Origin of the sequence: Halorubrum sp. Eb13, assembly GCF_002252895.1 — an archaeon.
GTDB lineage: Archaea > Halobacteriota > Halobacteria > Halobacteriales > Haloferacaceae > Halorubrum.
The window spans coordinates 1-22,253 of the sequence record NZ_NHPE01000141.1 but is presented as its reverse complement, the minus strand read 5'-3'; the positions used below and the strand labels follow the sequence as shown (position 1 = coordinate 22,253).

General features: G+C 69.3%; 20 protein-coding genes. 8 read left to right on the top strand and 12 right to left on the bottom strand.

Annotated elements, in window-relative coordinates; genetic code table 11:
* Nucleotides 1-57 precede the first annotated feature (57 nt).
* Together DJ75_RS16090 and DJ75_RS16085 are read left to right on the top strand one after the other, a co-directional pair.
* Nucleotides 58-1,941, top strand: coding sequence for an ABC transporter substrate-binding protein (locus DJ75_RS16090; protein WP_094525431.1), 1,884 nt, complete (start codon nt 58-60; stop codon nt 1,939-1,941).
* A complete protein-coding gene (locus DJ75_RS16085) occupies nt 1,938-2,777 on the top strand; it encodes a phosphatase PAP2 family protein (protein WP_094525430.1) in 840 nt (279 codons plus the stop codon). Before DJ75_RS16090 ends, DJ75_RS16085 begins: the two co-directional genes overlap by 4 nt.
* A 1-nt stretch (nt 2,778) precedes the next feature.
* Here the strand turns inward: DJ75_RS16085 and DJ75_RS16080 are convergent, their stop codons facing one another.
* Nucleotides 2,779-3,450, bottom strand: a complete 672-nt coding sequence (locus DJ75_RS16080) for a DsbA family protein (protein ID WP_094525429.1) — start codon at nt 3,448-3,450, stop codon at nt 2,779-2,781.
* A gap of 85 nt (nt 3,451-3,535) precedes the next feature.
* Between DJ75_RS16080 and thiD the strand changes: the two genes are divergently transcribed.
* Nucleotides 3,536-4,423, top strand: coding sequence for a bifunctional hydroxymethylpyrimidine kinase/phosphomethylpyrimidine kinase (gene thiD, locus DJ75_RS16075; protein WP_094525428.1), 888 nt, complete (start codon nt 3,536-3,538; stop codon nt 4,421-4,423).
* A 34-nt stretch (nt 4,424-4,457) separates the two neighbouring features.
* Here thiD and DJ75_RS16070 read toward each other — a convergent pair whose 3' ends face one another.
* The 9 genes from DJ75_RS16070 to DJ75_RS16035 all read right to left on the bottom strand — a co-directional run bounded on the left by DJ75_RS16070 (nt 4,458) and on the right by DJ75_RS16035 (nt 14,249).
* On the bottom strand, nt 4,458-5,255 hold the full coding sequence (locus DJ75_RS16070) for a ZIP family metal transporter (RefSeq protein ID WP_094525427.1): 798 nt from the start codon (nt 5,253-5,255) through the stop codon (nt 4,458-4,460).
* Between the two features lie 67 nt (nt 5,256-5,322).
* Nucleotides 5,323-5,481, bottom strand: a complete 159-nt coding sequence (locus DJ75_RS18790) for a hypothetical protein (protein ID WP_158217299.1) — start codon at nt 5,479-5,481, stop codon at nt 5,323-5,325.
* A gap of 2 nt (nt 5,482-5,483) precedes the next feature.
* A complete protein-coding gene (locus DJ75_RS16065; protein ID WP_094525426.1) occupies nt 5,484-6,089 on the bottom strand; it encodes a hypothetical protein in 606 nt (201 codons plus the stop codon).
* Nucleotides 6,089-7,285 (bottom strand): signal peptidase I, encoded by a 1,197-nt coding sequence (locus DJ75_RS16060; RefSeq protein WP_094525425.1) that lies wholly within the window; start codon nt 7,283-7,285, stop codon nt 6,089-6,091. The genes DJ75_RS16065 and DJ75_RS16060 overlap by 1 nt, the downstream gene beginning before the upstream one ends.
* Nucleotides 7,285-8,757 (bottom strand): SipW-dependent-type signal peptide-containing protein, encoded by a 1,473-nt coding sequence (locus DJ75_RS16055; protein WP_141212069.1) that lies wholly within the window; start codon nt 8,755-8,757, stop codon nt 7,285-7,287. Before DJ75_RS16055 ends, DJ75_RS16060 begins: the two co-directional genes overlap by 1 nt.
* Nucleotides 8,754-9,506, bottom strand: coding sequence for a hypothetical protein (locus DJ75_RS16050; RefSeq protein ID WP_094525424.1), 753 nt, complete (start codon nt 9,504-9,506; stop codon nt 8,754-8,756). Before DJ75_RS16050 ends, DJ75_RS16055 begins: the two co-directional genes overlap by 4 nt.
* A gap of 213 nt (nt 9,507-9,719) precedes the next feature.
* Entirely contained in the window at nt 9,720-11,408 is a 1,689-nt protein-coding gene (locus DJ75_RS16045; RefSeq protein ID WP_094525423.1) for a VWA domain-containing protein, read from the bottom strand.
* A gap of 145 nt (nt 11,409-11,553) precedes the next feature.
* Nucleotides 11,554-13,281 (bottom strand): vWA domain-containing protein, encoded by a 1,728-nt coding sequence (locus DJ75_RS16040; RefSeq protein WP_094525422.1) that lies wholly within the window; start codon nt 13,279-13,281, stop codon nt 11,554-11,556.
* 98 nt (nt 13,282-13,379) lie between these two features.
* Entirely contained in the window at nt 13,380-14,249 is an 870-nt protein-coding gene (locus tag DJ75_RS16035; RefSeq protein ID WP_094525421.1) for a TasA family protein, read from the bottom strand.
* Between the two features lie 415 nt (nt 14,250-14,664).
* Between DJ75_RS16035 and DJ75_RS16030 the strand changes: the two genes are divergently transcribed.
* Nucleotides 14,665-15,225 carry a hypothetical protein gene (locus DJ75_RS16030; RefSeq protein WP_094525420.1) on the top strand — a complete coding sequence of 187 codons (561 nt, stop codon included), beginning with the start codon at nt 14,665-14,667 and terminating at the stop codon, nt 15,223-15,225.
* A 399-nt stretch (nt 15,226-15,624) separates the two neighbouring features.
* Here the strand turns inward: DJ75_RS16030 and DJ75_RS16025 are convergent, their stop codons facing one another.
* Nucleotides 15,625-16,509, bottom strand: coding sequence for a hypothetical protein (locus tag DJ75_RS16025; RefSeq protein ID WP_094525419.1), 885 nt, complete (start codon nt 16,507-16,509; stop codon nt 15,625-15,627).
* A gap of 162 nt (nt 16,510-16,671) precedes the next feature.
* Between DJ75_RS16025 and DJ75_RS16020 the strand changes: the two genes are divergently transcribed.
* The 4 genes from DJ75_RS16020 (at nt 16,672) to azf (ending at nt 21,615) form a co-directional block, all read left to right on the top strand.
* Nucleotides 16,672-17,226: a hypothetical protein gene (locus DJ75_RS16020; protein ID WP_094525418.1), complete on the top strand. Its 555-nt coding sequence runs from the start codon at nt 16,672-16,674 to the stop codon at nt 17,224-17,226.
* 60 nt (nt 17,227-17,286) lie between these two features.
* A complete protein-coding gene (mutS, locus tag DJ75_RS16015) occupies nt 17,287-20,172 on the top strand; it encodes a DNA mismatch repair protein MutS (protein WP_094525417.1) in 2,886 nt (961 codons plus the stop codon).
* Between the two features lie 62 nt (nt 20,173-20,234).
* Nucleotides 20,235-20,585 carry a cell division protein SepF gene (gene sepF, locus DJ75_RS16010; protein ID WP_094525416.1) on the top strand — a complete coding sequence of 117 codons (351 nt, stop codon included), beginning with the start codon at nt 20,235-20,237 and terminating at the stop codon, nt 20,583-20,585.
* A gap of 124 nt (nt 20,586-20,709) precedes the next feature.
* Nucleotides 20,710-21,615, top strand: a complete 906-nt coding sequence (gene azf / locus DJ75_RS16005) for an NAD-dependent glucose-6-phosphate dehydrogenase Azf (RefSeq protein WP_094525415.1) — start codon at nt 20,710-20,712, stop codon at nt 21,613-21,615.
* 12 nt (nt 21,616-21,627) lie between these two features.
* On the opposite strand, the gene DJ75_RS16000 is transcribed toward azf, so the two are convergent.
* A partial coding sequence (locus tag DJ75_RS16000; protein WP_094525414.1) for a DUF309 domain-containing protein occupies nt 21,628-22,253 on the bottom strand: 626 nt, incomplete at its 5' end.

Below are 22,253 nucleotides of genomic sequence, written 5' to 3'. Positions count from 1 at the left end.
GCGGTACGAGGCCACCACAGAAGAGATATAGGCGGGCGACGAAAGAGTGAGGGACGAATGAACCGCCACGTCAGCCGGCGGGAGGCGCTCGCGGGGATCGGTCTGGGGGCTCTGAGCGCCGGCTGTCTCGGTCGAACCCGCAACATCGCGGGGCGCAACAGGCCCTCCCAGCTCACGCTGCAGATCGACACGGCGCCGGCCGACAGGGACCCGAACGCGATCCGGATCGCCAGGCACCTCGCCGAGAACCTGAACGCCGTGGGGGTCGACGCCCGGATCAACACCCTGAGCCGGACCGACCTCTGGCGGAAGGTACTCATCAACCAGGGCTTCGACATCTACGTCGGGCAGTTCCTGGAGTCGGAGCCGTTCGACCCGGACGCGATGTACGCGTTCACCCATTCGCGGTTCGTCGCCGAGGCCGGCCGCCAGAACCCGTTCGGATTTACCGACATCAACGGCGTCGACGACCAGCTCGAACGCCAGCGACGGGTCGAAGGGCGAGAGCGACGCGACGCGGTGGCCGAGCTCCAGCGCTCGCTCTGCGAGCTGCAGCCGTTCACCGTCGTCGCGTTTCCGGACCCGCTCAGCGCGGTCCGCGAGGATCGGTTCGAGGGGTGGACGAACCGACAGCCGCTGTCGCCCGGCGCGCTCCTGCGACTGGACCGCGCGGAGACGACGGACGGAACGGCTGACGACGGCGACGCCGGGACCGCCGAGAACGCCACCGCGGAGGAGGAGACCGCGGACGAGGAAACCGCCGACGGCGACGCCGTCCTTCGGCTCGTCACGACCGACGATCAGATCACGGAGAACTGGAACCCGATCGCGGCCGAGTACCGACGCGACGGGACCTTCACGTCGCTGCTGTACGACCAACTCGCGCTCGTCGACCGCGGGGAGGTCATCCCCTGGCTCGCGTCGGGCTGGGAACGGGTCGACGAGGAGACGGTCGTCGTCGACCTCCGAGACGCCCGGTGGCACGACGGCGAGCCGGTGACCGCGGGCGACGTGGCGTTCACCTACGAGTTCCTCCGCGACACCTCGATGGGGTCCCTCGATACGGAGGTTCCGACGCCGCGGTTCCGCGGCCGGAGCTCGGTCGTCCGGTCGGCGACGGTCGTCGGCGACGGGCGGGTCGAGCTCGCGATCGACGACGTGAACGACGCGGTCGCGGTCCGGGCGCTCCAGGTCCCGATCCTGCCGGAACACGTCTGGTCGGAGCGGACCGACGTCGCGACGATCGCCGGCTTCGAGTTCGACGTGGAGACGACCGAGGCGGTGGTGTCGAACAACGGGGACCCGGTCGGGAGCGGGCCGATACGGTTCGCCGAGGCGACGGCGGAGGAATCGGTCGTCTTCGATCGGAACCCGGACCACTTCCTCGCCCGCGCGGACTCGACGCGGGACGAGGCCGATCCCGCGGCGGGAGTCCCGGAGCGGTTCCGCGGGAAGCCGGCGTTCGAGCGCCTGCGGATCGAGGTGTCGCCGTCGGACATCGCCGCGGTGGCGGCGGTCGGCGACGGGCTCGCGGACGCGACCGTTTCGAACCTCGGCCCGGACGCGGTGCCTCGGATCGGGCGGGACGCCGACACGCGGCTCGTGACCGGGCGCTCCGGCGGGTTCTACCACGTGGGATACAACGCGCGGCGGGCACCCCTGTCGAACCCGCGCTTCCGGGCCGTGATCGCGTCGCTGATCGACAAGGAGACGCTGATCGACGAGGCGTTCGACGGGTACGCCCGACCGGCGGCGTCGCCGCTCGCGGCCTCCTCCGAGTGGGTGCCGACCGATCTCTCGTGGGACGACAGGGAGACGGATCCCGTGTACCCGTTCGTCGGGGAGTCGGGGTCTATCGACACCGACGAGGCGAAGGAGCTGTTCCGCGACGCGGGGTACCGGTTCGACGAGGGAGGACGCCTGCTGTCCAGGGGGGAATGACCTGGCTCGCGTCGGTCCTCGGCTCGCTCGCGCTGTGGGTGGGCGGCGGGATACTCGTCGCCGCGGCGGTAATAATCGGGCCGAGTCGAATCCGTGGGCTTCGGGACGACGTCGCGTCGCGCCTGTCGGACGCGCGGCGGGAGTTCGCCGCGCTCTGCGCGGTGCTGCTCGCGAGCGCGGTCGGCCGGAGCTCGCTCCAGACGGTCTCGGAGCTGTTCGGGCTGCGACTGACGGGACTGATCTACGCGGTCGAGGGGAACTTCGTCGAGTGGATACAGCAGACGTACGCCACGCCCGAGCTGACGATGTACTTCTCGTCGGTGTACGTGTACGGATACGCGTTCCTGCTCTCGTTCCCCTTCCTCGCGTACATCGCGCTTCCGCGGACGAAGACGCTGCGGCGGCTGCTCGTCGCGTACGCCCTCAACTACGCGATCGGGCTCGCGCTCTACACGGTCGTGTTCGCGCACGGCCCGCGGAATCTGGACGTCGGGACGTCGCTGCTTTTCACGTACAACCCCGAGTTCACGGCGCTGACGAGCGAGGTGAACGAGGCCGCGAACGTCTTTCCCTCGCTTCACACGTCGCTGTCGGTGACCGTCGCGGCGTTCGCCGTCATGACGCGCGATGAGTACCCGCTGTGGACGCCGGTCGCCGTGTGGATCTCGACGTCGGTGGTGATCGCGACGATGTACCTCGGGATACACTGGCTCACCGACGTGATCGGCGGGATCGCGCTCGCGCTCGGCTCCGTCTACCTCTCGTGCCGGATCGTCGGCGAGGAGGAGGAGGCCGACGGCGAGATCAGCGGCGACACCGCCGCCGTCGACGCGTAGCTCAGGCGCCCTCGACGAGCCGTTCGAGCTGTTCCGGCGGCACCGCGCCGCGGGCCGCGTGCCCGTCGAAGGCGAACGTCGGCACGCCGGTGATCCCCCGCTGCCGCGCCGCGTCGAACAGCTCGGTCACGCGCTCGCGGAGGTCGTCGTCGCCGAGCGCGACGTCGACCGCGTCGGCGTCGAGCCCCTCGACGTCCTCCGCGATGTCGACGAGCACCTCGCGGTCGCCGATGTCGCGTCCCTCCCGCCACAGCGCCGCGAACACCGCGTCGTCGAAGGCGGGCCACGCCTCGGGGGCGGTCTCTTTCACGTGCACGGAGACGAGCTGGGCGGGCAGCGAGTCGACGTCGGTCGCGATCTCCTGAGCCATGTCGACGCCGTACTGCTCCTGGAGCCGCCGGACGTTCTCGCGGGCCTGCGCGTAGTACTCGTCGCCCTTCCCGTCGTCGACCTCGTGGTCGACGGTGCCGTCGGGGTTCCGCTTGCCGGCACGGAGGTCGAACGGGTGCCAGTCGACCGCGAGCGGCTCCTCGCGCGTCTCCCGGTACTCGGCGAGCGACCGCCGCCCGAGGTAGCAGAACGGGCAGACGTAGTCGGAGTAGACGGTGATCGACTCGGTCGGGTCGTCGGCCGGATCGCCGCCGGCCGCGTCGTCGGAGTGAGCGTTCGACATACCCCCGGTTCGACGGCGAACGGCAAAGGGCGTTCGGCGGCGGCGATCGCCACGACTTAATATTACCAAGTGGTACAACCAGTATATGGCACGCGATCGCGACCCCGTCTCCCCGCCGGTCGCGCTGACGATCGCCGGCAGCGACGCCGGCGGCGGGGCGGGGATCCAGGCGGACCTGAAAGCGATGACGGCCCACGGCGTCTTCGGGACCGCGGTCGTGACGGCCACGACGGCGCAGAACACCCGGGGCGTCGAGGACGTCCACGTCGTTCCGGCCGACCACGTGGCGAGCCAGTACGACGCCGTGATCGAGGACTTCGACGTCGGCGCGGTGAAGACGGGGATGCTGGCCACGGCGCCGATCGTCGAGACCGCGGCCGGGCTGCTCGCCCGCTGTTCGGCCCCGGTCGTCGTCGACCCGGTGATGGTCGCGGCGACCGGCGACCGGCTGCTCTCGCCGGCCGCCGAGGAGGCCTACGAGGGGGTTATCGAGCGCGCGACGCTCGTCACCCCGAACGCCGACGAGGCGGCGGTCCTCGTCGACGAGCCGGTCGAGACGCCGGCGGACGCCGAGGCGGCCGGGCGGGAGCTCGTCGCCCGCGGGGCCGGCGCCGCGCTCGTGAAGGGCGGACACCTGAGCGGTGACGGCGATCGGGTCGTCGACACGCTCGTGATCGGCGGCCGAGGGGAGGGTGACGAGGCGGGCGACGGCGACGAGGCGGGCGACGACGACGAGGCGGGGACCGACCCGACCGTCGTCCGCATCGAGAACCCCCGCGTGGCGACCGACGCGACGCACGGCTCCGGCTGCGCGCTGTCGAGCGCGATCGCGGCCCGGCTGGCGCGCGGCGAACCCCTGCGCGGGGCCGTCGCGGACGCGGTCGACGAGATGGGAACGGCGATCCGCCGCGGCTACGACGTGGGCGACGGGCCGGGCGCGGTGAACCCGACGGCGTTCGACGACGGTCGGTGAGTCGAACGCGCCGTCGACGGTCGACCGGAGGCGCTCAGATGAAGTTGAGCGGGAGCATCAGCACGACGCCGAGCGCGATCCCGCCCGCGAGCACGGGCTTCCCGCCGCGGGGGAGCGCCGCGCCGGTCTCGAGCGCCTCCGGGATGAACTCGGTGGCGACGAGGTAGATCATCGCGCCGGCGGCGAAGCCGAAGCCGTACGGGAGGAACTCGCGGGCGTACCGGACGAACGCGAAGGCGAGGACCGCGCCGATCGGTTGCGGGAGGCTGGAGAACACCGACCACCAGACCATCTTCCACTTCGAGACGCCCATCGCCCGCAGCGGGATCGAGATCGCGGTCCCCTCGGGGACGTTGTGGATCGAGATCGCGACCGTCATGAACACGGCGAGCAGCGGCACGGCGAAGCCGAACAGCGAGGCCCCGCCCGCCAGCCCGAGGTCCGCGAACGAGACGCCGACGGCGACCCCCTCGGGGAAGCTGTGGACGGTCAGCACGCCGAGGATCAACACGAGCTTCTTGAAGTCCGCCTCCTCGTACTCTCGCGGGTCGATGTCGGCGTCCAACAGCACGTCGTGCGCGACGACGACCAGGACGACGCCCGCGGCCAGGCCGATCCCGATCTCGACCGGCGTCCCCTCGGCGAGCCCCTCCCGGACGAGCCCGAACAGCGACGCGGAGAGCATGATCCCCGAGGAGAACCCCCACAGCGCCACGTTCCCTCGGTCGCTGATCGAGTCGAAAAAGAAGAACGGCAGCGCGCCGATCCCGGTCGCGAGGGCCGTGATCAGCCCGGCGACGAAGACGAACGCGAACGCGTCGAGCGCGACCATGCGTTTGCGGAGAACTTCGTCAGTCCGGTACATAACCCCGCCGACGAAACCCGGAGTCCGGGAGCGTTCATCCGATACCGCGAACGAGACCGGCGAGCAGCAGGATCAGGAACAGCGCGAGGAACAACAGCAGCACCCCGAGCTTCGTCCCGGGCGGAGGCCGGCGAGCGCACGCCCCACCGCCGCGTTTCGGTTCGGACCCCCGCAGCCCGATCAGCGAACTCACGCTCACACCCCGGTCGGAGCGAACGCTGCGGCGTCAGAACCGGTCGTTTCAGACCCCTTCTCCGCAGGATCCGGAACGTTCCGCTTGAACGTCGGTTCGTCTCCCGTCGGCGCGAGCTCATCGTCCGTCTTCGGCTCGTCGTCCGGCGCGAGCTCGTCGTCCGTCTTCGGCTCGTCGTCCGGCGCGAGCTCATCGTCCGGACCCGATTCGGTCTCGGACGGCACGGTCTCGTTATCCGGAACCGATTCGGTCTCGGGCAGCGCAGTTTCGTTGCCCGAATCCGAAACGTTCCCCGAGTTCGAGGAGGTCTCGTTGCCCGGCGGCACCGAGACGGTCTCGTGAGCCGACGCGTTCGCGTTCACCGAGTTCTCCGTCGAGTTGTCCACGGGCACGGTCGTGGTCGACCCGTTCTCCACCGAGAGCGCCGACGTCCCGAGATCGCCGTCCGGCGACGCTTCGATCGGGGCGAACTCCCCGACCGTTTCGAACGTCGTCGTCACGGTCGCGTTCGACGTGAGCACGGCGAGCGTGAGGCCGCCGCCGAAGGCGACTCCCCACACCAGCACCGCGACGGCGACGAGGCCGACGAGGCCGCGGTTCACGGCCATCAGTCCACCTCCCCGGCGCGGTCCGGCTGTGACGGTGGGGTCGTCGACGGCGACTGACGCGCCCCGGACCCGTCCGTCACTGCCACCGATCCCGACGGATCGACCGGGTCAGTCGTTCCGTCGTCGCCCTCCGCTCCGCGCTCGGCCCCCTCCGCTCCGCGCTCGGCCCCCTCCGCTCCGCTCTCGGCGCTCGCCACGTAGTCGTCATCCGCCCCGTCGTCCGCGGTATCGCCGCTCTCCGCGCGGTCGATCGCCGTGTCGTCGTCCGCCGCCTCAGCGCTCGGTCGGTTCCGGTCGAGGACGCCGCTTGCCGGCACCCACGTCGCGAGCGCGCCGAGCAGCAGCGTCGCCGCCGCGACCGCGACCGCGATGGCCGCGGCGGTGCGGAGCTGGACCGCGACGTAGGCCGCGTACGGCGCGAACACCAGCAACACCGCCGCCGCCCCGCCGACCGCGTCGACGGAGACTCCCGTGGAACCGGTCGCGGCGGTCTCTGCTGGCGTCACGTCGGTTTCGGCGTTTTCGACGCCTGCTGCGTCGGTCCCGGCGGACGCCGCGGTGACGGGCGCCGCGGTGACGGGCGCCGCGGTCGCGTCCGCGCCGACGACTCCGTCGGCAGTCGAGTCAGGCGAGTTCGGCGCGTCAGGTGAGTTCGGCGCGTCCGACCCCCCGTCCGCCTCCTCGCGGCCGCGAACGATCGACCAGACCTCGGTGACCGCGAGCAGGCCGAACGGGAGCAGCACCAGTGCGACGAACCCGGCCGGCGTGCCCGCGAACTGGATCACGTACCCGATGTACGGGATCGTCAGCGCGACCACGCCGACGAGGTTCCCGGCGGGGACGAGCCCCGGGTCCGGCCCCTCGTTCGCGTCGCCCATCGTCTCGAAGGCGAGGGTCCCGCCCTCGCCGACGACGTCGATCACGCGGTGCGTCACCGGCACCTCGCTCGTGCCGCGCATGAACGTGATCACGTCGCCGTCGACGACCGTCGTCGGGTCGCGATCGGCGACGATCACCACGTCGCCCGGTGCGATGGCGGGCGTCATGCTCGCCGTGAGCACGACGAAGCTCTCGTCGGCGCCGACGATCTCCGGGGCCGCGTACACCGCGAACGGCGCGACGAGCGCTAGCAACAGGACGATCCCGAGTACGTTCGCCGCGCGTTTCGTCCGTGGTGATGTGAGTAGTTGTGTCATCAGTTCGCCTCCGTGCCGCATATCGGTCTCTCGTCAGTGGTCGTTCCGCCCGCGATCTCGAACTCGTCGTCGGGTCCGAACCGCATCCCGACCGCGAGCAGCTCCGAGCAGCTCACGTGGATCGGGGTCGTCGCTCCGCCCTCGACCCGTATCTCGACCTCCGGACCGAGTCTGTCCGTCTGGCCGCCGCCGTTTCCGTTGCCGTTGTTCCCGCTCCGAGTCACGTCGCTCCCGTCGAGGGTGAACACGTCTCCGTTGGCGACCGTGCCCTCGAAGAGCGTCCCGCCGGTGCCCCCCTTCGTCGAGACGACGGTGACCGACGGCTCGTCGTCGCCGCGGTAGCGGACGTCGAGCGTCGCGAGCGAGGCGTTCTCGTCGTCGCAGACGACGCAGTCGACCGTCTCGTCCTCGTCGGGGTCGTCGCCGTCGCCCGAATCGGAACAGACGAAGACGACGATGTTGCTGATCCCGTGTCGCTTGTCCTTGTCGGGTTTCAGGGGCGCGAACAAGATCTCGTCCGTCTCCGAAGAGGCCGGATCGATCTCGTAGGACTCGGTCTCTTGCCCGCCCTTGATCTCGACCTTACACATGTCCGGTCCGGGGTTCCCGTCGGCGTCTTGGAGGGTGAACTCGACGCCGACCGTCTCGGCGTTGCCCCCCTCGTCTTTCGTCTCGACCGCGGTGATAGCGATCTCGTGACCGTCCGCGCCCGCGGGGAGTTCGATCAGCGAGAGCGTGTCCCCGACCGCGACCGGCGAGTCGCCGGATTCCGCCTTCCCGAACTCGACGCACTCGGGGCAGTCGTCACCCGGCTCCTCACAGACCCGGTCGGCGAAGGGGTTCGACCCCGCCGCGTCCGCCTCGGAGACGTGGCGACACTGCTCGGCGTACAGCCGGAACCGAAGGTCGGTCGCGTCGTTCGCCGCCTCCTCGGGCGCGTCGCCAGGCATCCGCCAGGCCACCTCGACGGTAACGGGGTCCTCGGGGACGAGACAGTCCGCATCGATCCGCTCGCCCGCGACGAGGTCGCGCTCGACGTCGGCGAGGGCGCGGTAGCCGCCGGTCAGCGACGGTCCGTCGACGACAGAAATCTCGACTTCGAGGGCGCGCGCGAGCGCGCTGTCGTCCGGACAGTCGGTCGCGATCCAGACCCGGACGGGGTTCGTTCGCACGTCGATGTCGAACGTCTCGCGCCCGGGATTCCCCCGTCGTATCCCCGACACGTCGACCGCGAAGGTCCCGTCGGAGACCGCGTTGTTCACGACCAGCTTGACGGAGCCGGCGCCGAAGACGTTGTCCGGGAACGTCTCGCGGTCCGAGAGGTACGCGCCGGTCCCGAGGCCGCTCGCCATCCCGACGGCGCCGACGCCGCCGATGCTCGCGAGGAGCCGGCGCCGGCTCAGTCCGACCGTCGGGCCGCGCGAATCGGCAGCGACGCGGCCGTCGGAGTCGTCACGTCGGTCGGCGGTCATGTCGACTCCTCCTCGTCAAACGGGTTCGCGGCGTCCGCACCGCACGGGTCGACACCGAACGTGACGTCGAAGTCGACGCTGCCGCCCTTACCGGCGTTGCCGTCGCCGACCGGGAACGCCCAGTCGATCACCAAGCAGCGCCGATCGCTCGGCGTGAGGCAGTCACCGTCGAAGAGTCCGGGATCGATTAGGACCCCGTCGGCGAGGTCGGCGTCAGTCAGGTCGGCGAAACTCCCCGAGAAGATCAGCGTGCCGAACTCCGCGAAGGGACCGTCCGCGCCTTCGCAGCCGCCGACTCCGAGCAGCCCGTCGTCGTACCGAACGGTTACGCGGAGCCGGTCGGCGAGCGCCTGACTCGCCGGGTCGCTCCCGATATTGGGAGCCAAGCGCATCCACGCGCGGAGCCCCTCCTCGACGTCGTCTTCGACTCGTAGCCCGACGCTCACGGTGCCTTCGTCTCTGGGGAGCACGTCGTCGAGGTCGACGAGGCGGACGCCGGTGACGCCGTCGACGAAGTCGGTCGCGTCCGTCGGCCCGTCGACGACCACCGTCTCCGCCCCGGAGCCGTTGTACGTCGCCTGCCAGCCGACGAGCAGGCGGCGGCCGTCCGTCTGGGCGTACGTGTAGTCCGCGTAGTCGCTCCAGCTCCCCGTCGACCGGCCACGGGCCAGTCCGGTGGTCGCGAAGCCGACGGCTCCGATACCCAGGAGCGTCCGTCGCCGCGTCAGTTGTGTGTCTTTCGTTGTCATTGTGTGTCGTTGCGGCTTCGAACGGCCGTGTCGTCGATAGCCTCTCGTCTCACCGCTCTCTACCACCACCGCGCTCGTATGTATGCGCGACCTACCCAGTCCGGTCCGGTGACCGTACCCGACGGTACGGACGCCGTACCCGGCCCCAGTCGTCCGGTTTGACAGCCCCACCGACTCGCCCCGTCTGCTCGGCTGATCGGGCGACCCGGACGATCAGGCCGTCTGCTCGGGACCAGCGCCGTCGTTGTGCCGGCACTGCTCGGTGTAGAATCCGAGGTCGAAGCCGATGGAATCGGATTGGACCTCGTTGTCAACCGACGGCGGAAGCCACCACGCGAACCCGATGTAGTTCGTCGTGAGCGGCTGGTAGCACTCCCGGGCACTGCTGGCCTCCGGATCGTTGATCTCGTCGAAGGGAGTCGATTCGTCACCGTCGAGCGGAATCCCGTTGCCCGAGCTAAGATTCGTCAGCGTGTCCAGCAACGAGCCACGGAAGATGACTTCCTCGCCGCCGACCGTGGTGATGAAGCCCACGAGGTCATTGAGGATCTGGGTAGAGAGCCCGTCGGTGATATTGATCCAGTCACCGCACTGGACTTGCTCCGATATCGTCTTGAGTTCGTCCGCTCCCGTGGTATTTGGCGAAACCGCGAGCAAGCAAGCGTTCTCGTTGTCGATACGGTTGAGTGCGCTGGTGCGTTCTGCGGCTGACCCGTCGTCGTCCTCATCAGTGATGACGACGAGAATCTTCTTCGTACCCTGTCGCCACGTCAAGTTGTCCAGCGCGAACTCGATTGCTTCCGAAGCGTTCTCCGTCCCGCCCTCGATACTGAAGTTGAAATCCAGCTGACTGGAATCCGTCGTGATGTCTGTCGTTACGATGGTCGGGGTCGAATCTCCGTCATCGTTGTCCTCATACGCAATCAGTCCAAACGCCGTATCGAGGTTCGAGTTGTCGAGTTGGGTTGCGACGTTCCCGATGTTGTTCTCGAGGAATGTCGCCTCGTTTCCCATGCTCCCAGACCGGTCGTGTAGGAACGCGATGTCGACTTTTCCGGAACTGGTCTCCCCGCCGCTGCCGAGGACGTTGTCGCCGTCGTCATACCACAGGACGGTCTGAATCTCGCTCAGCAGCTCCACGTCAGAGCCGAGGATGTCCGAAACCGTGTCGCCGGCAGCGACATCGTACGACTCGTCCGCTGCCCCGGACTCGTCAGCGTCGCTCGCTTCGGGCTCCGTGTGTCCACCTTCCGCAGCGGTGGTTGGCTGGCCTTGGAACCACACGTAGCCGGGATTGTCACAGAGGTGGAAGCTCAGCGTGAGCTCACCGAAGTCTCCCGGTTTGACGTCCTGAAGATTGACGAGTGGGAGCGCGGACCCGTCACTGTACGTGTCCGCGTTGTCCGTCCGCAGCGCACCGGCCGCCGTCGGGTCGAGGTCCGCCGAGAGGTCCGCCCCATCGGTACAGACATCGCCGACCGCGACGTCGTTCGTGGTAGCGTCGAACGGGTCCTGGCTCCCGTCGCCATCCGTGTCAGGGTACGACTCGATCGCGGTGTTGTCCATGTACGCGTCGAGGTCCGCCGTCGCGACCCAGATGAGCGGATTTGCCGGGTCCGGAAGTGGTGTGTACGATGTCGTATCGTCTTCTGCTGGCATCGACCACCTCACGTTCAACCCGTTTGTCGGGTCCGCGAAACCGTAATACTGCGGGAAGGAGTAGTGTTCCTCCCAGTCGACTTTGAGGTCGAGAGCGCCCGCGGTGAGCGTGTTGTTGTTGAACGATTCGGTGTCGTTGAAGTACGCGGTCGTACCCAGTCCCGCACCCGCAGAGGCCACGCCGACCGCACCGAGGCCGGCCAAGAGCTTGCGCCGCGAGAGCCCGGTTGTGTCGTCATTCATCCTGTATCATCCCCGAAGGGAATCCCGACCGCGGTCGTGAACCGTCGCGTCGGCCGCCGGAAGCGCCGAGTCGGGAAGCAGGCGTGTCGCCTCAGTGGCGAGCAGATGGCCCGCTTGGAGTCTGTGTCTCAGCTTCGGTTCGGGGTCAGGCCGAGACCCCCGCGCCGTCGTTGTGGCGCTCCTGCTCGGTGTAGAAGCCGAGGTCAAAGGCGAGCGTGTCGCCCTGAATCACGTTGCCAACTTCGAAGGGCAGCACCCAATCCAGTCCGATACAGTACATCAGGCCGTTGCCTTCGAACGCGTCGCGGTCCGCGTCGGTCGCGGGCTCGGTCAGCTCGTTGTACATCGTGAGGATGTTGCCGTCGAGCGGGATGCCGTTCCCAGAAGACAGCGCCGCGAGCACGTTGTCGAGGCTGTCTTCCATGATGATCTTCTCGGCGACGAACTGACTGGCGAGGACACCGAACACCGTCGGGATCGCCACCGGGTCGTCGACATCGTAGAAGAACTGGGGATCGTTCCCCGGTGATGTCGCTGCACCGGCCATGTCCTGAAGGACGCTGTCGTTGGCACTGCCCACCGAGACGGTGTACAGGTCCGTCTCCGGGCCGGGCGAGGGGCTACGGGCGTCCGTCGCCGCGTCCTGCGGCGAGCTGAACTGCGTGGATCCGGTGCCGTTGAACGACTCGCCGTCCGAGAGCACGATGTTCACCGCTTTGGTCCCCGGCCGGCCGGCAGAGGCAAGCTCGTCCTGTGCGTCGTCGACACCTTCGCCGATGTAGGTGCCAGTTGCGATAGCGCCCGCGTTGCTGTTGGGGTCGGGGTCACCGTCGCCGTCGAACGGGTCGCTGATCAGGGGGTCGTCTCCTGCAGCGTCATTAACGCTCGTGACGACGTTAGCCAGCTTCTGTCGCAGGTCGCTTAGCGAGGCGTCGACAGCCGACAGGTCGCTGGTCATGTCTTGGAGGATGCCCGTACGCGGCTCGGCATCGTCGGTCTTCTCGCCGTCGAAGTAGGCGATCCCGACCTGCACGTCCGCGTTCTGTGCGTCGAGGTACTGGACGAACTCCTTGGCCGCGAGTTCGACGAGGTCGATCTTCGTCGTCTCAGGGAAATTATCGCCGTTGACTTGGATCGGGTCATCGCTGATGACGCCGCCGTACTCGCGGTACAGCATCGAGCCCGAGAAGTCGAGCGTCAGCATGATGTCGGCGGGCTCCGCCTCGTCGCGGACGTTGTCGCAGTCCGCGTCGTACCAGAGCGTCGCGTTGATGAACTGTGCGAGGTCGCCGCCGTCAGGGGTGTCGACCGCCAGTTCCGCGTCCGTGTTGACTCCCTCGCTCTCGGAGACGTTGTCCGCCTGCATCCAGACGTATCCGGGGTTGTCACAGAGGTGCAGCGAGAAGGTGATCTCACCTTCGTCGCCGGGTTTCACGTCGGACAGCTGGACCAGCGTGTTCATCTCGTCACCCGTCACGGGGTCAGTGCCGAAGGTGGCCTCGCTGATCGGCGGGATGTTCTCGCAGTCCAGGGTCGGGAGGTTCTCACCGGTGCTGTCCTCGTCGTCGGGGTCGAGGAAGTCGCTGTACTTGATCTGTCCGCCTTCGCCGTCCGGGATCGACTGCTCCCCGTCTTCGTCGTGGTCGGGGTGCGCGTTGACGAAGGTGTGGCCCTCGCCGTAGTCGTACGTCTGCTGCCAGTCGACGAGCAGGTCGAGCTCGCCGGCCGTGAGGGAGTTCCCCTCGAAGGTCTCCGTGTCGTTGAAGTACGCCGTGGTTCCGAGCCCCGCACCCGCAGAGGCCACGCCGACCGCACCGAGGCCGGCCAGCAGCTTGCGCCGCGAGAGGTCGAAATTGGTTGAATCGTTTGTCATTGTGTCTGTTGTCTGCCGTATGGGTAGTCACGACCTCCCGCGGCGACTACCGCGTCGCCGTGGGGCGGTTCGAGCTTTTCACGCCGATCTCACCGAGATCAGTTCGCGGTGGTGTTGGTGGAGTTGACCGGCGCCGAGTTGTTGAAGGGGTCCTCGTTGTGGCGGACCTGTTCGGTCTCGAAGACGAGATCGAACGACAGGCTGTCGCCCTGGATGACGTTGCCCACTTCGAACGGAACTTCGAGCAGGAGGCAGAACGAGTAGACGCCCTCGTTCGCCTCGTCGTTGATCGGCAGGAGATCCCCGTTGTCGTCCTTGATGAGGTAGCCCGCGTTGAGCTGGGCGTCCGCCTCGCGCGCGTTCGTGTAGTGAGCGTCGGCGTCGACGACGCCACCGACATCAGAGGGGGCGTAGTTGATACCGAGAGAGTTCGAGGCGTTGTTGAATACGGGGTCGAGCGTCGACAGCCCGGTCTTGTCGCCGCTGGTGTCGTCGTAGCTCTGCCACACAGTCGTGAGGAGGAACTCGCCGAGGTCGGCATCGTTGTCCGTGTCGCCCTCGACGGCCTGCTCGGGCTCGGGGTTCGCGCCGCCCGTCTCGGTGAAGTTCTCCGTGCGCACCTGCACGTAGCCGGGGTTGTCGCCGACTTCGATGTCGAAGCAGACGATCGCCCAGTCGCCGGGCTTCACGTCGTCGACGACGAGGCCCGCGGTGACGCCCTCGCCGTCGGCCGTCTCGGTCATGCCGACCACGCCTGCGCTGCTCCAGTACTCGTCCGCCGTGACGATCTCCGCGGTAACGCTCATGTCGAGCGTCCCGGCCGTGAGACTGTTGTTCTCGAAGGTTTCAGTGTCGCTGAAGTACGCCGTGGTGCCGAGTCCCGCACCCGCGGAGGCGACGCCGACCGCGCCGAGGCCGAGAAGCATCTTACGCCGCGAGAGTCCGATGTCGTTGGTTTCGGGTTTCATGATTGGTTGGTGTCCGACGCACCCCCACTCGGGAGCGGATCGGTTACTCCTCTATCAGCGAGCTATCGACCTAGTTACGAGCAGCCACGTCACTGTGGAATGCGAGATGCGATTCGGTGGAACGGGCCGTGTAACCGGCGGTCCGGAAGTCCTACTCGGGGCAAAAACGGCGGCACGAACACCCTACTTCGGGCGAAACGACGGTACGAACAGCGTGCCGTCACGGCGGCGACGCGAGGCCCGAACCGCGGTCGCAAGGACGCCGTACCGGGCGAGGGGCTATCGGTTTCGCCGAGACGGTTCGTCCCGTCGGCAACCGGGAGTCGGCGGTAGCTGGCCCATACATATCCCCTCGAAGGAAGATGTAACGTCAACGACCGATCTCCGTGCCGCGCGGAGCGTCGGACCCTCACTCATGAAACTCAGAACCGACGTCCTTCCGGCAGAACAGGTGTACGCCATCCTCGCGAACGAGCGCCGTCGGCGCGCCCTCGAGCAGCTCGGGAGCGTCGGCGGCGTGGTGACGGTCAACGAGCTGTCGACGCTGGTGGCGGGCCGCGAGACGGGCGAGAGCCCGCCGCCGAAGCGGTGCCGCGAGAGCGTGTACACCTCGCTCGTCCAGACGCACCTGCCGAAGCTGGAGGAGCTGGGTGTGGTCGAGTACGACCGGGAGACGCAGACGATCGAGCTGTCGCGGCACGCGCGGGACGTCGCCCTCTACACCGAGATCGTCGCGAAGGGCGGCGTGACGTGGTCGGAGCTGTACCGCGCGCTCGGCGTCGCATCGCTGACCGTCGTCCTCGCGGCGCTGCTCGGCGTCCCGCTCGTCTCCGCGGTCGACCCGGTCCTCTGGACGAGCCTCGCGCTCGGCGCGTTCGCCCTCACGGGCGCGTACCAGCTGTGGGTCAACCGCTTCTCCGTGCTCCGGCAGTTCCGGATCGGACGCAACGGCCTGCTGTCGCGGCGCCGGAGCTGAGACGAACGACGAATTCTGCGACCGTACCGATTCTATTTATAAACAAACGAACGCCGCGGTCGGCGCGCGCCGGCGAGCGGCCGCCCTCGGTGGCCGCGAGTCGCACACGCGAGGGAGTCGGTGGTCCTCCGCGTTGCTCCGGACCACCGACGAGGCTGGGGAGGTGAGAGGTGCGGTGCTGTGTGGGTGGGGCTCAAAGGGGCAGCCGTGAGGGGCGCGGAGGCGAAGCCAAGCACCGCAAGGAGGGAGCGAAGCGACTAACTGAGGAGCGCAGCGAGCGTGCGTGCCCCTCACGGCTGGGGCTTTGGAGGTGTTCACCGCCGATCCGCCGTCAACCATTTATAAGCGAGCGGCTGGAGCTTCTGCAGAATTCACCACGAAGCGACCGGTCACGACGTCTTATTCGGTCGCGAGCGACGGCGGTAGGTCCAGCTCGAACAGCCGCGCGTTGCAGGCGGCACAGCGCCCGGCGATCACGTCGTAGCTCGTACAGCAGGACTGGACGACGCGCTCCTCGAGATCCACGTGGCCCTCGCAGGCGGGGCACTCCTCGACGAACAGTCGGAGCGCGCCGAGCACGCCGCTCCGGGTCGCGAGCGGGAGGGCCGTCCAGTCGTCGAGCCGGTCGGTCAGCACGCGGTCGGCGGCGACGTCGGCGAGGAACGCGGCGCTGGACTCCCAGTGACCGAGGCGCTCGTCGCCGACGAACGCGAAGGCGGTCCCGCCGCGCCAGTCGAGCGAGAGCGAGTCGTCGTCGACGTCGGCGAGCGACGCGAGCGCCGCCAGGTCCGCGTCGACGTCGGAGTCGCTGCGAGCGTCGTCCCCCTCGGCACCGGCCTCGGCGGCAGCACTCGCGTCGATGTGCATCCCGTCGAGGGCGGCGCGCCACGTGGACGCGAACCACGGGGCGAACGCGAGGTCGGCCCCGTCGGGCGTCTCGACGAGGACCTCGGTCGACAGCAGGTACGACTCCGCGTCGACGTCGGTCGGCGGGGCGGCCGCCCTCCCCTTCCCGAAGAGCCGCAGGACGCGCTCGGGGAGGTACCGCTTGGTGAGTTCGGGCGTCCCCGGGACGAGGTAGCCGCGGAGCCAGATCGCCGCGAGGGAGGCGGCTAGGGCGAGCGCGGCGAGCCCCGGGCGACCGACGACCGCGAGCGCGGCGGCGACCGCGACCGCGACGGCGACGTTGACCGCGGTACAGGGGAGACAGCGGTTTTCGCCGGTGTACTCCGGGCGGCGAAGCCGGGCGAGGCGACCGAGACGGGTGTCGTGAGCGGGCGTCATGTCTAGACTGAGGCGCCGATCGGTCGTATGTATGGACGCCATACCGCCCGTCGCGAAAGGGCGGACGAACCGAACCAGACCAGAACCGGAGGCGAGTTACCAACAGGAAGAGATATGTTAGTTGGTGACAGTCACCAGTCAGAGATACTCTTCGAGAGATTAATGTCATCCCGACTCACCAAGCAGAAGGATGCGGCCCCGAGCGAGGGCACCGGGCCGTCGCGCGACGAGATATTCACGGCGTTGAGCAACCGCCGACGGCGGAACGTGATCGCCTATCTGAGAGAGCACGGGAACGACGCTCGCGTGAGAGACATCGCCGAGCAGCTGGCGGCGTGGGAGAACGAACTCGAGGTCAACGAGGTCACGTACAAACAGCGGAAGCGCGTCTACACCGCGCTCCACCAGTCGCACCTCCCGAAGCTGGCCGAGAACGGGTTCATCGCGTACGAGCCGGACAGGGGGATCGTCTCCCTCACCGAGCAGAGTCGACAGTTGGAGGTGTACCTCGAAGTCGTCTCCGAGAACGAGATCCTGTGGAGCGAGTACTACGTGGGCCTCGGCGTCGCCTGCGGGCTGCTCGCCGGGGCCGCGGCGATCGGGACCGTCCCGTTCGCCGACGTGTCGGGGTACGCGTACGCGGTCCTCTTCGCGGTGCTCTTCGCCGTCTCCGGCCTGATACACCGGACGGTGACGCGTCGCAACCGGGTCGGGTAGCGTCGCCGCTCGGCGCGACACCCGTAGGGTTTTAGCCGCCCACGGCGGGAGTACGGGTATATGGCAACGGGGATCGTCGGGGAGTTCCTCGATCTCAAGGCGGAGACGGACGCGGACGTCCTCGCGATGCAGTGCGGCGACTTCTACGAGTTCTTCGCGGACGACGCGGAGCTGGTCGCCGACGAGCTCGACCTGACGGTGTCACAGAAGTCATCGCACGGCTCGTCGTACCCGATGGCGGGCGTCCCGCTCTCGGAGCTGACGCCCTACGTGAAGGCGCTCGTCGAGCACGGCTACCGGGTCGCCGTCGCCGACCAGTACCAGACGGACGACGGCCACGCCCGCGAGATCACGCGGGTCGTCACGCCCGGTACCCTGCTGGAGACCGCCGACGACGACGCGCGGTACCTCGCGGCGGTCGTCCGCGAGGGCGACGGCGGCGGGGCGTCGGCCGCGGGGGAGACGAGCGACGAAGCTGACGGCCCCTACGGGCTCGCCCTCGCCGATGTCACCACGGGCCGATTCCTCGTCACCGAGGTCGGCGACGAGAGCGACCTCCGGGCGGAGCTGTACCGGTTCGATCCCGCGGAGGTGCTCCCCGGCCCCCGCGTCCGCAACGACGACCGGCTGCTCGGCGCGGTCAGGGAGGACCTCTCCGGGTCGGTGTCGCTGTTCGACGCGGAGGCGTTCGCGCCGGGGCGGGCGAAGCACGCGGTCCGCGAGCAGTTCGGCCGGGAGACCGCCGACAGCGTCGGGATCGACTCCGACCTCGCGCTGCGCGCGGCCGGCGCGACCCTCGGCTACGTCGAGGAGACGGGCGCCGGGGTGCTCGCGTCGATGACCCGGCTCACGGCGTACGGCGACGGCGACCACGTCGACGTCGACGCGACGACCCAGCGCAACCTCGAACTCACGGAGACGATGCGCGGCGATGGGGAGGGGTCGCTGTTCGAGACGATCGACCACACCGTCACCGCGGCCGGCGGGCGGCTCCTCCGGGAGTGGCTCACCCGACCGCGCCGGGACCGGGCGCGGCTGGACCGCCGGCTCGACGCGGTCGAGGCGCTGGCGTCGGCCGCCCTCGCGCGCGACCGCCTCCGCGAGACGCTCGGGGAGGCGTACGACCTCGAACGGCTCGCCGCGCGGGCGACGAGCGGGAGCGCGGACGCACGCGAACTCCTCTCGATGCGCGACACCCTCGCGCTGGTGCCGGCGATGGTCGACGCCGTCGAGGGGACCGCGCTCGCGGACTCGCCGGTCGCGGCGGTTCTGGAGGGCCTCGACCGCGACCGCGCCCGTGCGCTCCACGGCGAGCTCGCCGACGCGCTCGCGGACGACCCGCCGGAGGCGAAGACGCAGGGCGGGCTCCTCCGAGAGGGGTACGACGACGAGCTCGACGAGCTGATCGCGAGCCACGAGGAGGCCAAAGAGTGGCTCGACACCCTCGCGGAGCGGGAGAAGCGGCGGCACGGCCTCAGCCACGTCACGGTCGACCGCAACAAGACGGACGGCTACTACATCCAAGTCGGCAAATCGGTGGCCGACCAGGTGCCCGAGGGGTACCGGGAGATCAAGACGCTGAAGAACTCCAAGCGGTTCGTCACCGACGAGCTGGCGGAGCGGGAACGGGAGGTGCTCCGCTTGGAGGAGGCCCGCGGCGAGCTGGAGTACGAGCTGTTCGAGGAGCTGCGCGAGCGCGTCGCCGGCGACGCCGAGCTGCTGCAGGACGTCGGGCGGGCCCTCGCCGAGGTCGACGCGCTCGCGTCGCTCGCGACCCACGCCGCCGGCAACGACTGGACGCGCCCGGAGCTGACGGACGAGCGCCGGCTCGACGTGGAGGCCGGGCGCCACCCCGTCGTCGAGCGGACGACGGACTTCGTGCCGAACGACCTCCGGCTCGACGACGAGCGGGGCTTCCTGATCGTCACCGGGCCGAACATGAGCGGGAAGTCGACGTACATGCGGCAGGCGGCCCTGATCCAGCTGCTCGCGCAGGCGGGGTCGTTCGTCCCCGCGCGGGCGGCCACGGTCGGGCTCGTCGACGGGATCTACACCCGCGTCGGCGCGCTCGACGAGCTGGCGCAGGGGCGCTCGACGTTCATGGTCGAGATGCAGGAGCTGTCGAACATCCTCCACTCGGCGACCGCCGACTCCCTCGTCATCCTCGACGAGGTCGGCCGCGGGACCGCCACCTACGACGGGATCTCCATCGCGTGGGCCGCGACGGAGTATTTGCATAACGAGGTGCGCGCGCGGACTCTCTTCGCCACGCACTACCACGAGCTAACGGCGCTGGCGGACCACCTCCCCCGCGTCGCGAACGTCCACGTCGCCGTCGACGAGCGCGACGGCGAGGTGACGTTCCTGCGGACGGTCCGCGACGGCCCGACGAACCGGTCGTACGGAGTTCACGTCGCCGACCTCGCCGGGGTCCCCGAGCCGGTCGTCGGGCGCGCCGACGAGGTGCTCGACCGGCTCCGCGAGGAGAAGGCGATCGAGGCGAAGGGGTCGCGGGGCGGAGTCGGCGGGCGGGCAGACGGACCCGGAAGCGGCGGCACGGGGGACGGAGCCGGGGCCGGCGAGGGGACGAAGCAGGTCGTCTTCGACCTCTCGTCCGGGTCGTTCGCGGACGAGGGCGGCGCCGGGTCGACCGGGGCGGCCGCCGACGCCTCCGCCCCCGAAGAGGGCCGAAACGGAACGGGCCGGGAGCGGGCGTCGGACGACGCCGGAGGTGACGACGGGTCCGCCGGACGCCCCGAGACCGACGAATCCGCCGAACGCCCCGAGGGCGCCGAGAGCGCGGGGGCGGCGGGGGCCGACCGGCTCGACCCCGAGACCCGCGCCGTGATCGAGGAGCTGAGCGACGTCGACGTCGCGGAGACCGCGCCCGTGGAGCTGCTCGCGCGCGTGCAAGAGTGGCAGGATCGGCTCGACGAGAGCCGCTGACGACCCGCGGACCGGGTGCGTCTGACGTAAGAACTAATGTCCGACCTCGACGTGTAGTGTGTATGGGCATCATGAGCAAGATCCTCGGCGGGGGCGGCAACCGCTCCGTCGACGATTACGTCGAGCTCAACCTCGACGACTTCGCCGAGGCGCACGCCGAGACGGGGATGCAGGTACACATCGCGGAGATCGGTGACCAGGGCGACGTCATCCCGATCAAAGACGCCGTCTACGACGGCGATTTCGTCATCGCCGACATCACTCGTCACTCGACGTCGGACCGCACGATCGAACACATCATCGACGAGCTTCGCCAGGTCGCTCAAGAGGTCGACGGCGACATCGTGCAGAAGGGCGACGACCAGATCGTGGTCACGCCGACGGGCGTCTCGATCTCCCGGAAGAAGCTGTAACCGGGATTCGTCTCGGTCTCTGACTCTCTTCGGATATCTCGCCGCGGGCGCACGGTCCCCGCGATCGGCCGGTGCGTGGCCGAACCGTGTATTATATGCCCGTCTCCCGCCCACGTACGACCGAATGGACGAGCCGGTCCTGCTGACGGGCGCCGGCGGACGGGTGGGGCAGGCCATCCTCCGCGGCATCGGGGACGACTACGAGTGGCGACTCCTCGACAGGGAGCCGCTCCCGGCGGCGAAGGTGCCGGACGGGGTCACCGACGCCGACCGGTACGTCGCGGACATCACCGACGAGCGGGCGGTCCGGGAGGCCATGGAGGGCGTCGCCGCCGTGATCCACCTCGCCGGCGACCCGCGGAAGACGGCGCCGTGGGACTCCGTGCTCCGCAACAACATCGACGGGACGCAGGTCGTGATGCGCGCGGCCGTCGACGAGGGCGTCGACAAGTTCGCGTTCGCCTCCTCGAACCACGCCGTCGGCGGCTACGAGACCGACGACCGGACCCCGGACCTGTACCGCACGGACGACGACTACCGGCTGGACGGCACCGAGCTCCCCCGGCCCGGGAACCTGTACGGCGTCTCGAAGGCGACCGGCGAGGCGCTCGGGCGCCTCTACCACGACGAACACGGGATGAGCGTCGTCTGCGTCCGCATCGGGAACCTCACGAAGGACCACCCGCCGCGGGAGTACGAGCGCGGGCAGGCGATGTGGCTCTCGCACCGCGACTGCGCGCACCTGTTCGACCGGTGTCTGCGGGCCGACTACGGCTATGAGGTCGTCTACGGCATCTCGAACAACGACCGGCGCTACTACTCGATCGAGCGCGCCCGCGAGGCGCTCGGCTACGACCCCGCCGACAACTCCGCGGACTACACCTTCGAGGGCGAGCCGAAGGACGGGGCCTCGGAGTCGGACGGGGGCGACCCCGGCGATGGGATCGGTCCCGACGGCGGGACCGACCCCGCGGTCACCGGGGAGCCGAACTTCCCCTCGGACCCGGACACGCCGACCGACGGCGCCTAACCGAGTTCAAATTTAAAAGAGGTCGTCGACGTCGCGTCGCTTCCGCTCGGCCAGGTCCACGTGATCCGCGAGCCGCGCGGCCACCTGCGGCCGGGCGTCGGGCTCGCGGAGGAACGCGAAGAGGAGCTCCGCGAACCGCGTCCGCCCGGTGCCGCGCTCCTCGCGCGCCAGCGCCGCGGCCGCCTCGAACGTCCCCGAGTCGCCGTGGTCGACCGCCTCGGCGAGCGGGGGCGCCGCGAGCAGCGCGGCCGCGAGGTCCAAGTCCGCGAACCTCGGCACCGCGTCGCCGACCCGGATCGGCGGCGGCTCGCTGCGCTCGACCGTCTCCGGGTCGGTCGCAAGCCGTCGGCACCACTCCCGGACGGTCGCGACGTCGACGCCGCGAGTTCCGCCGCCGTCGCCGCGGGCCGCCTCCGCGTCGAGTCCGTCGAGGTACCGGACCGCGTTGGCGGCGCACCCGGTCGCGCCGGACCAGTTCCGCTCGCTCGCGTGGTGAGTGGCCGCCGCGGCCGCGATCAGCCCGTGGAGCAGGCGCTCGTCGTCGCCCTCGTCGAGCGGGAGCCACGCTGCCTCCCACGGGTCGTGCGCCGCGAGCGTGTGCCCCTCGTTAAATAGGGCGGCGCCGGCGGCGACGGCGG